This window comes from Streptococcus sp. HMSC067H01 (assembly GCF_001814775.1).
GTDB lineage: Bacteria > Bacillota > Bacilli > Lactobacillales > Streptococcaceae > Streptococcus.
Map to the genome: position 1 here is coordinate 73,982 of NZ_KV817777.1, position 11,102 is coordinate 85,083.

Here is an 11,102-nt window from a genome sequence, read left to right on the forward strand (position 1 = left end):
TGTTGCACGATACGGATAATTTTCATATAATAGTACAAATAGAATATGTGATAGACCTATCACCTCAAAGAGAAAGGAAATTCTATGTCAAATCTATCTGTTAATGCGATTCGTTTTCTAGGTATTGACGCTATCAATAAAGCCAACTCAGGTCACCCAGGGGTAGTCATGGGTGCAGCACCGATGGCATACAGCCTATTCACTAAAGAACTTCGTATCAATCCAGCTCAACCAAACTGGATTAACCGCGACCGTTTCATTCTTTCAGCTGGTCACGGATCAATGCTTCTTTATGCCCTTCTTCACCTTTCTGGTTTTGAAGATGTGAGCATGGATGAGGTAAAGAACTTCCGTCAATGGGGCTCTAAAACTCCAGGTCACCCAGAATTTGGTCATACAGCAGGGGTTGATGCAACAACAGGCCCTCTAGGACAAGGGATTGCGACTGCGACAGGTTTTGCACAAGCAGAACGTTTCCTTGCAGCTAAGTACAACCGTGAAGGTTATAACATCTTTGACCACTACACTTACGTTATCTGTGGAGATGGTGACTTGATGGAAGGTGTCTCAAGTGAAGCTGCTTCTTATGCAGGCTTGCAAAAGCTTGACAAGTTGGTTGTTCTTTATGATTCAAATGATATCAACTTGGATGGTGAGACAAAAGATTCTTTCACAGAAAGTGTCCGCGATCGTTACAATGCTTATGGTTGGCATACAGCCTTGGTAGAAGATGGAACAGACTTAGAAGCTATTCATGCTGCTATTGAAGAAGCTAAGGCTTCAGGAAAACCATCTTTGATCGAAGTGAAAACTGTTATTGGTTATGGTTCTCCAAATAAACAAGGGACTAATGCCGTACACGGTGCTCCTCTTGGAGCGGATGAAACTGCAGCAACTCGCCAGGCACTTGGTTGGAACTATGAACCGTTTGAAATCCCAGTAGAAGTTTATGATGATTTCAAAGAAAATGTTGCAGACCGTGGCGCATCAGCCTATGAAGCATGGACAAAACTAGTCGCAGATTATAAAGAAGCTCACCCAGAACTGGCTGCAGAAGTGGAAGCAATTATCGAAGGACGCGATCCAGTTGAGGTGACTCCAGAAGACTTCCCAGCTTTAGAAAATGGCTTCTCTCAAGCAACTCGTAACTCAAGTCAGGATGCTTTGAATGTAGTGGCTGCTAAATTGCCAACCTTCCTTGGTGGATCAGCAGACCTCGCTCATTCAAATATGACTTACATCAAAACTGATGGACTTCAAGATGATGCAAATCGCTTAAATCGTAACATCCAATTTGGTGTTCGTGAATTTGCAATGGGTACTGTCTTGAATGGAATGGCTCTTCACGGTGGACTTCGAGTTTATGGTGGAACTTTCTTCGTATTCTCAGACTACCTTAAAGCAGCAGTTCGTTTGTCAGCCTTACAAGGTCTTCCAGTGACTTATGTCTTCACTCACGATTCAATCGCAGTTGGTGAAGATGGACCAACTCATGAACCGATTGAGCACTTGGCAGGTCTTCGTGCGATTCCAAACCTTAATGTTTTCCGTCCTGCTGATGCACGTGAAACACAAGCAGCTTGGTATCAAGCAGTTAAGAGCGAGAAAACACCGACTGTTCTTGTCTTGACTCGTCAAAACTTGACTGTTGAGGAAGGAACAGACTTTGACAAGGTTGCGAAAGGTGCTTATGTCGTTTATGAAAATGCAGCAGACTTCGACACTATCTTGATTGCGACTGGTTCAGAGGTTAATCTGGCTGTTGCAGCCGCTAAAGAATTGGCAAGCCAAGGTGGAAAAGTTCGCGTAGTCAGCATGCCATCTACAGATGTCTTTGATGCACAAGATGCAGCATACAAAGAAGAGATTTTACCAAATGCAGTTCGTCGTCGTGTAGCAGTTGAAATGGGAGCAACTCAAAACTGGTATAAATACGTTGGTCTTGATGGAGCGGTTCTCGGTATTGATACCTTTGGAGCGTCTGCGCCAGCACCAAAAGTTTTAGCAGAGTATGGATTTACAGTTGAAAACTTAGTAGAACTTGTAAACAACTTGAAATAATATAGAGGCATATTGCTAAAAAAGTCGAGGTTGGGAATTTTTGTCCTAGCCTCTTTCTTGATATAAAAGCATGGCCTAATCTTGTAAAAACACTTAAAATTTGTTATAGTAGTTTTATCTAATTACAAAGGAGTAAAAATAATGGGTGGGAATTTAACATTTTTAATTATGCTTGTCTTGATGTTGGGCTTGATGTTCTTCATGCAACGTTCTCAAAAGAAACAAGCGGAAAAACGTATGGAGAGCCTCAATAAGCTTCAAAAAGGCTACGAAGTAATCACTATTGGTGGTCTCTACGGTACAGTCGATGAAGTAGACACAGAAAATAGAACAATTGTTCTTGATGTTGATGGCGTATACTTAACCTTCGAACTGGCAGCAATTCGAACTGTTTTGCCAGTCAAAGAAGCTGTGACACCTGAAGGAGCTGTTATTGAAGACAGCAGTGCTATTGAAGAATAAAACGGGGTGGATCACATTCCCGTTTTTCTATAAGTGAGAGGAAGAGTAATGAAAAAAATTGCCTTTGTCTGTCTTGGTAATATTTGTCGCAGTCCTATGGCGGAATTTGTGATGAAATCCTTGACCGATAAGTATGAGGTTCAAAGCCGAGCGACTTCTTCCTGGGAACATGGCAATCCGATCCACAAAGGGACACAAGGAATCTTTCGAATCCATGGCGTTCCTTATGATACTTCGAAAACTTCCCAACAAATTTCTAAAAAAGACTTTGAGTATTTTGACTATATCATTGGTATGGATGAGTCTAACCTTGCTGACTTATATCAGATGTGCCCGCAAGATCAACAAGATAAGATCCAAGCGTTTGCAGCTGAAAGCGTCCCAGACCCATGGTATACAGGTGATTTTGAAGAAACTTATGATCGGATTTCAACTGGTTGTCGAGCTTGGTTAAGTCGCTTAGAAAATGAGAGTGAAAATGGAAAATATAAAGAAACTCTATGAAAAATACAGTGTCTATTTGACACGCCCTCGACTAGAAATTGCGACAGTAATCGTCATTGTTGTCTGCGCAGGTTTAGTATTTCTGACAAATCTTCCCAAGCAAGGAGTTCTCAAACTGGATGGGGATACCATTGTTTACGATGGAAGCCTAGTTCGTGGTAAGATGAATGGTCAGGGAACTGTTACCTTTGCAAACGGTGATAGCTATACTGGAGAATTCAGTAATGGAGCCTTCAATGGTAAAGGTACCTATCAAGCCAAAGCAGGCTGGGTATATGAGGGTGATTTTGTAAATGGCCAAGCTGAGGGAAAAGGAAAATTGACTACTGAACAAGAAGTAGTTTATGAGGGAGACTTCAAGCAAGGTTTGTTCCAACAACCACAGTAACCTCCTCCTAGAAGGAGGTCTTCTTTCAGAGGATAGGAAAACGCTTACATGGAAACAAGAGGCATTTCCAACCCTTCTTTACAATTAAGTTTGTGAAAAATAAAACTTTTTTAAAAACATTCACAAACTATCGGTTCAAAAGCATCTGCAGAAGGGTGTTTGACATCATTTTCACAAACAAACAAAAAAAGTTTGTGAAATGCTCATGAAACTGTTTACAAATTTTAAAAAAAGAGTTATAATAAACTTGTGAAAAAATTAACAAAGGACTTACAATCCTTGAAAGCTATGGAGGAAAATATGGCTGATAAAAAAACTGTAACACCAGAAGAAAAGAAACTCGCTGCTGAAAAGCATGTCGATGGTTTGGTGCAAAAAGCTTTAGTTGCCCTTGAAGAAATGCGTAAACTCGACCAAGATCAAGTCGATTATATCGTAGCAAAAGCTTCAGTTGCAGCACTTGATGCTCACGGAGAATTGGCTTTACATGCCTTTGAAGAAACAGGACGTGGAGTATTTGAAGATAAAGCAACTAAGAACCTATTTGCTTGTGAGCACGTAGTAAACAACATGCGCCACACTAAAACAGTTGGTGTTATCGAAGAAGACGATGTAACAGGATTGACTCTTATCGCTGAACCAGTTGGTGTTGTTTGTGGTATCACTCCAACAACTAACCCAACTTCAACAGCAATCTTTAAAGCTTTGATTTCATTGAAGACTCGTAATCCTATTGTCTTTGCATTCCACCCATCAGCTCAAGAATCATCTGCTCACGCTGCTCAAATCGTGCGTGATGCAGCGATTAAAGCAGGAGCTCCTGAAAACTGTGTACAGTGGATTACTGAACCATCTATGGAAGCAACTAGCGCGTTGATGAACCACGAAGGTATTGCAACAATCCTTGCAACAGGTGGTAATGCCATGGTTAAAGCCGCATACTCATGTGGTAAACCAGCTCTTGGGGTAGGTGCCGGTAACGTTCCAGCTTATGTTGAAAAATCAGCTAACATCCGCCAAGCTGCTCACGATATCGTCATGTCTAAATCATTTGATAACGGTATGGTCTGTGCATCTGAACAAGCGGTTATCATTGACAAAGAAATTTACGATGAATTTGTAGCAGAGTTCAAATCTTATCACACTTACTTTGTAAACAAAAAAGAAAAAGCTCTTCTTGAAGAGTTCTGCTTCGGCGTGAAAGCAAACAGCAAAAACTGTGCTGGTGCAAAATTGAACGCTGACATTGTTGGTAAACCAGCAACTTGGATTGCAGAACAAGCAGGATTTACTGTTCCAGAAGGGACAAACATTCTTGCTGCAGAATGTAAAGAAGTTGGTGAAAACGAGCCATTGACTCGTGAAAAATTGTCACCAGTTATCGCAGTTTTGAAATCTGAAAGCCGTGAAGATGGTATTGCTAAAGCTCGTCAAATGGTTGAATTTAACGGTCTTGGGCACTCAGCAGCCATCCATACAGCTGATGAAGAATTGACTAAAGAATTTGGTAAAGCTGTTAAAGCTATTCGTGTTATCTGTAACTCACCTTCTACTTTCGGTGGTATCGGGGACGTTTATAATGCCTTCTTGCCATCATTGACACTCGGATGTGGTTCTTACGGACGTAACTCAGTTGGGGATAACGTTAGCGCCATCAACCTCTTGAACATCAAAAAAGTCGGAAGACGGAGAAATAACATGCAATGGATGAAACTTCCTTCAAAAACATACTTTGAACGTGATTCAATTCAATACCTTCAAAAATGTCGTGACGTTGAGCGTGTCATGATCGTTACTGACCACGCTATGGTAGAGCTTGGCTTCCTTGATCGTATCATCGAACAACTTGACCTTCGTCGCAATAAGGTTGTTTACCAAATCTTTGCAGATGTAGAACCAGATCCAGATATTACTACAGTTGAACGTGGTACTGAGATCATGCGTGCCTTCAAACCAGATACAATCATCGCTCTTGGTGGTGGATCTCCAATGGATGCTGCTAAAGTAATGTGGCTCTTCTATGAACAACCAGAAGTGGACTTCCGTGACCTTGTACAAAAATTCATGGATATCCGTAAACGTGCCTTCAAATTCCCATTACTTGGTAAGAAGACTAAATTCATCGCTATCCCAACTACATCTGGTACAGGATCTGAAGTAACTCCATTTGCCGTTATCTCTGATAAAGCAAACAACCGTAAATACCCAATCGCTGACTATTCATTGACACCAACTGTGGCAATCGTAGACCCTGCTTTGGTATTGACAGTTCCTGGATTTGTAGCTGCTGATACTGGTATGGACGTATTGACTCACGCAACTGAAGCTTACGTATCACAAATGGCTAGCGACTACACTGACGGTCTTGCGCTTCAAGCTATCAAACTTGTATTCGAAAACCTTGAAAGCTCAGTTAAGAATGCAGACTTCCACTCACGTGAGAAAATGCATAACGCTTCAACAATCGCTGGTATGGCCTTTGCCAATGCCTTCCTAGGTATTTCTCACTCAATGGCTCACAAGATTGGTGCGCAATTCCACACAGTTCACGGACGTACAAATGCAATCTTGCTTCCATATGTTATCCGTTACAACGGTACTCGCCCAGCTAAGACAGCTACATGGCCTAAGTACAACTACTACCGTGCAGATGAGAAATATCAAGATATCGCTCGTATGCTTGGACTTCCAGCTTCTACACCAGAAGAAGGGGTTGAATCTTTTGCAAAAGCTGTTTACGAACTCGGTGAACGCGTAGGTATCGAAATGAACTTCAAAGCACAAGGTGTTGACGAAAAAGAATGGAAAGAACATTCACGTGAATTGGCCTTCCTTGCTTATGAAGACCAATGTTCACCTGCAAACCCACGTCTTCCAATGGTTGACCATATGCAAGAAATCATCGAAGATGCTTACTATGGTTACAAAGAAAGACCAGGACGCCGTAAATAATTGATTATCAGCCAAAACCGAGGGGAACCTCGGTTTTTTATGGTTAGAGAGTGTATTTTCATAAAAAATTGCAAGGATGAGAGTCAGATGCAAGGCTAAGTAAAGAAATGAAAATATTACCAAAGCTTATCAGAAAAACAAGGCCAGCGCTTGCAATTAAACTCAAATAGTTATATAATAGGTTTGTTGAAAGGTGATTTGTAGTGATTCAAGTTACTCTTTTCACAATAAAATTTTCATGATTTTCATAAGGAGGAAATCACTAATGGTAGTTAAAGTTGGTATTAACGGTTTCGGACGTATCGGTCGTCTTGCTTTCCGCCGTATCCAAAACGTAGAAGGTGTTGAAGTTACTCGCATCAACGACCTTACAGATCCAGTTATGCTTGCACACTTGTTGAAATATGACACAACTCAAGGTCGTTTCGACGGAACTGTGGAAGTTAGAGAAGGTGGATTTGAAGTTAACGGTAAATTCATCCGTGTTTCTGCTGAACGTGATCCAGAACAAATCGACTGGGCTAACGACGGTGTAGAAATCGTTCTTGAAGCTACTGGTTTCTTTGCTAAGAAAGCAGCTGCTGAAAAACACTTGCACCCAGGTGGAGCTAAGAAAGTTGTTATTACTGCTCCTGGTGGAAACGACGTTAAAACAGTTGTATTCAACACTAACCACGATGTTCTTGATGGTACTGAAACAGTTATCTCAGGTGCTTCATGTACTACAAACTGCTTGGCTCCAATGGCTAAAGCTCTTCAAGACAACTTTGGTGTTGTAGAAGGATTGATGACTACTATCCACGCTTACACTGGTGACCAAATGATCCTTGACGGACCACACCGTGGTGGTGACCTTCGTCGTGCTCGCGCTGGTGCAGCAAACATCGTTCCTAACTCAACTGGTGCTGCTAAAGCTATCGGTCTTGTAATCCCAGAATTGAACGGTAAACTTGACGGATCTGCACAACGCGTTCCAACTCCAACTGGATCAGTTACTGAATTGGTTGCTGTTCTTGAAAAGAACGTTACTGTTGATGAAGTGAACGCAGCTATGAAAGCAGCTTCAAACGAATCATACGGTTACACAGAAGATCCAATCGTATCTTCAGATATCGTAGGTATGTCTTACGGATCATTGTTTGACGCAACTCAAACTAAAGTTCTTGACGTTGACGGTAAACAATTGGTTAAAGTTGTTTCATGGTACGACAACGAAATGTCATACACTGCACAACTTGTACGTACTCTTGAATACTTCGCTAAAATCGCTAAATAATTCTTGAGTTGATAAAAGCAAGGCCAACTGGTCTTGCTTTTTCTTATATGGAAAAATGGATGACGCAATCATCCATTCTTTTTTAATTCTTTTTCAAAAGTATCTGAGAGGACAGTGAAGCTTAATTTCTCTAGAGTAAGCGGATGTGTGAAGGAAAGTTTATAGGCGTGGAGCATGAGTCTACTTGTTTTTGAATTTGAATTGTAGAGGGGATCGCCGAGAATGGGGTGATTGTGGTGGGAAAGATGGACCCGAATTTGATGCGTCCGTCCGGTTTTTAGCTGACAACGAACCAATGAAGTACTATCTTTGAACTCTTTTAATCGAGTCACATGGGTTTCGGCATACTGACCATTTTTAGGATCAACAAGACGTTTTCGACGATCATGGCGATCACGACCAATTTTATCACGGAAAACAAGTTCTTTTCTTCCGAGCTTACCAGCCACTAGTGCCCAGTACTCTCGAGAGATTTCTTTTTTTTCCAATAAACGATTGAGAATGGGGAGGATGAAGGGATTCTTAGCAAAAAGCACTAAACCACTTGTTTCCATGTCTAGTCTATGAACCACATAACAGGTTTGCCCTGTGTAAGCTGTCACGTGATTGAGGAGGGCAATCTCATCGGGTTGATTCCCGTGAGTTTTCATCCCCTCAGGTTTGTTGACAACGATTAAATGTTGGTCTTGGTAGACTTCTTGGACAAGATTTGGGTCTCCCCAAGGGATTTCCTTACTAGGATAGTCATCAGAATCAAAAGTTAACTGACATTCATCGCCAGGCTTAATGATTTGATGCCAGTGAACTTGTTCTTTGTTGATGAGAATATTCTTTTTAGTCCTCAGGAAATGACGGATTTTTCTCGGAATGAGTAGTTGCTCCTCTAGGAAAAATTTGACGGTCATTTCAGGCAAAGAATCCGGAATAATAAAGGTAAATTTCATACAGATATTGTAACAAAAAATAACCTATTTGGACAGAGAAACTAGCTAAATTCTTGTCTTCCTAAGGGGAAGATGATAAAATAAACGCATGAAATTAGATAATCTATTTGAAAAATTCCTTTCTTTGTTTAAGAAAGAGGAGAATGAAACTCCAGAAGCAAAAAATGACGACGCTTATAAAGAAGAAAGATCGACGAGTAACTTGCGACGATCGAGAGGAGACCGAAAGAAAGCAGGACAAGTCGGACCAATTCGCAAATTTTGGCGTCGCTACCATCTGACGAAAATCGTCCTTATCCTAGGACTTAGTGCCAGTTTATTCGTTGGGGTCTATCTATTTGCCTTGGCTAAATCAACAAATGTTACAGATTTGCAAAATGCTTTAAAAACACGAACTGTCATCTTTGACAGAGAGGAGAATGAGGCAGGGGCCTTATCGGGGCAAAAGGGAACATATGTTGAGCTTGCTGATATTAGCGAAGATTTACAAAATGCAGTCATCGCAACTGAAGATCGAAGCTTTTATAAAAATGATGGTATTAACTATGCCCGTTTCTTCATGGCAATATTGACAGCGGGGAGATCGGGTGGAGGTTCTACCATTACTCAGCAGTTGGCAAAAAATGCCTATTTATCTCAAGATCAGACTGTGCAGAGAAAGGCAAAAGAATTCTTCCTTGCCTTAGAACTAACCAAAAAATACAGTAAAAAAGAAATTCTAACCATGTATTTGAACAACGCCTACTTTGGTAATGGAGTTTGGGGTGTTGAGGATGCAAGTAAAAAGTATTTTGGGGTTTCAGCTTCACAATTAACTCTCGATGAAGCGGCTACTCTAGCGGGAATGCTTAAAGGACCGGAATTATACAATCCTTTAAGTTCGCTTGAAGATTCCACTAATCGTAGGGATACTGTTTTGCAAAACATGGTTGCAGCTGGATTTATTGATAAGGATACTGAGACAACATCATCTAGTGTTGATATGGCTTCTAGGTTGCAGGATACTTATGAGGGGAAAATATCGGATTACCGATACCCGTCTTATTTCGACGCGGTTGTCAATGAAGCGGTTGAAAAGTATAACTTAACAGAAGAAGAAATTGTGAACAACGGCTATCGAATTTATACAGAACTAGATCAGAATTACCAGGCTAATATGCAGGTCATTTATGAAAATACATCTCTGTTCCCAACAGCCGAAGATGGAACGCATGCTGAATCAGGTAGTGTCGCCTTGGAACCTAAAACAGGAGGCGTACGAGGAGTTGTAGGCCGTGTAGCTGGTGATGATAAAACAGGTTTCCGTAATTTTAACTATGCAACTCAGTCAAAAAGAAGTCCAGGTTCAACTATTAAACCCTTAGTTGTCTACACACCAGCAGTCGAAGCTGGTTGGGCTCTTAATAAAGAGTTGGATAATCATACCATGGAGTATGGCGATTACAAGGTAGATAATTACGCAGGGATCAAGACATCTCCAGAAGTGCCGATGTATCAAGCCTTGGCTGAATCTCTAAACTTGCCTGCAGTAGCAACCGTAAAAGAACTAGGTATCGATAAAGCTTTTGAGGCAGGAGAAAAATTCGGCCTCAATATGACTAATGTCGACAGAGTACTCGGAGTTGCCCTAGGTGGTGGTGTGGAAACCAATCCGCTTCAGATGGCTCAAGCATATGCAGCATTTGCAAATGAAGGGATAATGCCTGAAGCTCACTTTATCACCCGAATTGAAAACGCTAGCGGACAAGTGATTGCAAGTCATAAAAATACTCAAAAACGAGTTATTGACAAGTCAGTTGCCGATAAGATGACTAGTATGATGCTAGGAACCTTTACAAATGGTACAGGGATCAGTTCGTCTCCAGATGACTTTATCATGGCCGGGAAAACAGGAACGACAGAAGCGGCCTTCAACCCAGAATATACAAGTGATCAATGGGTTATTGGGTATACCCCTGATTTAGTGATTAGCCACTGGCTCGGTTTTCCGACTACTGATGAAAATCACTATTTAGCAGGTTCTACTTCAAATGGAGCTGCTCATATCTTTAGAAGCATGGCGGAAACAATCCTACCATATACGCCGGGTAGCACCTTTACAGTGGAAAATGCCTATAAGTTAAATGGTATTGCTCCAGAAAACACACGTAAACATACATCAAATGATACTAGTGCACAGTCGGATGATATATTAGCCGATATTCGTGGACGAGCACAAAATTTGGTTGATGAAGCAGGAAAAGCAATTTCAGATGCTAAGATTAAAGAAAAAGCTCAGACGGTTTGGGATACTATTGTAGATCTTTTCCGCTAATTTATATAAAAGATGAGAATATGAAATTCTTGTCTTTTTTATTGCTAGTTTCTACAATAGAGTTAAGAAAGACAAGATAGGAAATGAAATGAAATGTATCTTTCCACTTTTTACGGTTTGATTTATACTATAGTAGAAAAAATACTGTTTTCTAGAGTACAACTATACAAAGGCCGCAAGTCCCTTCTCAGGGATTTAGAG

The 11,102-nt window shown here is 41.0% G+C and carries 8 protein-coding genes; 7 read left to right on the forward strand and 1 reads right to left on the reverse strand.

Features of this window, described 5'->3' with window-relative positions; all coding sequences use genetic code 11:
- The first annotated feature begins 84 nt into the window (after positions 1 to 84).
- The 6 genes from tkt to gap all read left to right on the forward strand — a co-directional run bounded on the left by tkt (position 85) and on the right by gap (position 7,643).
- Positions 85 to 2,061 (forward strand): transketolase, encoded by a 1,977-nt coding sequence (tkt, locus tag HMPREF2987_RS01345; protein ID WP_060956295.1) that lies wholly within the window; start codon positions 85 to 87, stop codon positions 2,059 to 2,061.
- 141 nt (positions 2,062 to 2,202) lie between these two features.
- The gene (gene yajC / locus HMPREF2987_RS01350; protein WP_049548835.1) at positions 2,203 to 2,523 is read left to right on the forward strand and encodes a preprotein translocase subunit YajC; all 321 of its coding nucleotides are present in this window, start codon (positions 2,203 to 2,205) and stop codon (positions 2,521 to 2,523) included.
- A gap of 48 nt (positions 2,524 to 2,571) precedes the next feature.
- Positions 2,572 to 3,027 carry a low molecular weight protein-tyrosine-phosphatase gene (locus tag HMPREF2987_RS01355; RefSeq protein ID WP_075229007.1) on the forward strand — a complete coding sequence of 152 codons (456 nt, stop codon included), beginning with the start codon at positions 2,572 to 2,574 and terminating at the stop codon, positions 3,025 to 3,027.
- Positions 3,002 to 3,415 carry an MORN repeat-containing protein gene (locus tag HMPREF2987_RS01360; protein ID WP_075229008.1) on the forward strand — a complete coding sequence of 138 codons (414 nt, stop codon included), beginning with the start codon at positions 3,002 to 3,004 and terminating at the stop codon, positions 3,413 to 3,415. The genes HMPREF2987_RS01355 and HMPREF2987_RS01360 overlap by 26 nt, the downstream gene beginning before the upstream one ends.
- A gap of 300 nt (positions 3,416 to 3,715) precedes the next feature.
- Entirely contained in the window at positions 3,716 to 6,367 is a 2,652-nt protein-coding gene (adhE, locus tag HMPREF2987_RS01365; protein WP_060956407.1) for a bifunctional acetaldehyde-CoA/alcohol dehydrogenase, read from the forward strand.
- Between the two features lie 265 nt (positions 6,368 to 6,632).
- Positions 6,633 to 7,643 (forward strand): type I glyceraldehyde-3-phosphate dehydrogenase, encoded by a 1,011-nt coding sequence (gene gap, locus HMPREF2987_RS01370; protein WP_049492462.1) that lies wholly within the window; start codon positions 6,633 to 6,635, stop codon positions 7,641 to 7,643.
- A gap of 68 nt (positions 7,644 to 7,711) precedes the next feature.
- Here gap and HMPREF2987_RS01375 read toward each other — a convergent pair whose 3' ends face one another.
- Positions 7,712 to 8,587: an RluA family pseudouridine synthase gene (locus HMPREF2987_RS01375; protein ID WP_142995332.1), complete on the reverse strand. Its 876-nt coding sequence runs from the start codon at positions 8,585 to 8,587 to the stop codon at positions 7,712 to 7,714.
- An 88-nt stretch (positions 8,588 to 8,675) separates the two neighbouring features.
- Here HMPREF2987_RS01375 and pbp2a point away from each other — a divergent pair, with 88 nt between their 5' ends.
- A complete protein-coding gene (pbp2a, locus tag HMPREF2987_RS01380) occupies positions 8,676 to 10,901 on the forward strand; it encodes a penicillin-binding protein PBP2A (protein ID WP_075229009.1) in 2,226 nt (741 codons plus the stop codon).
- The last annotated feature ends 201 nt before the right edge of the window (positions 10,902 to 11,102 follow it).

Coding starts and splice junctions, on each gene's coding strand:
- tkt (WP_060956295.1), top strand. CDS start 85: ATGTCAAATCTATCTGTTAATGCGATTCGTTTTCTAGGTATTGACGCT.
- yajC (WP_049548835.1), top strand. CDS start 2,203: ATGGGTGGGAATTTAACATTTTTAATTATGCTTGTCTTGATGTTGGGC.
- HMPREF2987_RS01355 (WP_075229007.1), top strand. CDS start 2,572: ATGAAAAAAATTGCCTTTGTCTGTCTTGGTAATATTTGTCGCAGTCCT.
- HMPREF2987_RS01360 (WP_075229008.1), top strand. CDS start 3,002: ATGGAAAATATAAAGAAACTCTATGAAAAATACAGTGTCTATTTGACA.
- adhE (WP_060956407.1), top strand. CDS start 3,716: ATGGCTGATAAAAAAACTGTAACACCAGAAGAAAAGAAACTCGCTGCT.
- gap (WP_049492462.1), top strand. CDS start 6,633: ATGGTAGTTAAAGTTGGTATTAACGGTTTCGGACGTATCGGTCGTCTT.
- HMPREF2987_RS01375 (WP_142995332.1), bottom strand. CDS start 8,587: ATGAAATTTACCTTTATTATTCCGGATTCTTTGCCTGAAATGACCGTC.
- pbp2a (WP_075229009.1), top strand. CDS start 8,676: ATGAAATTAGATAATCTATTTGAAAAATTCCTTTCTTTGTTTAAGAAA.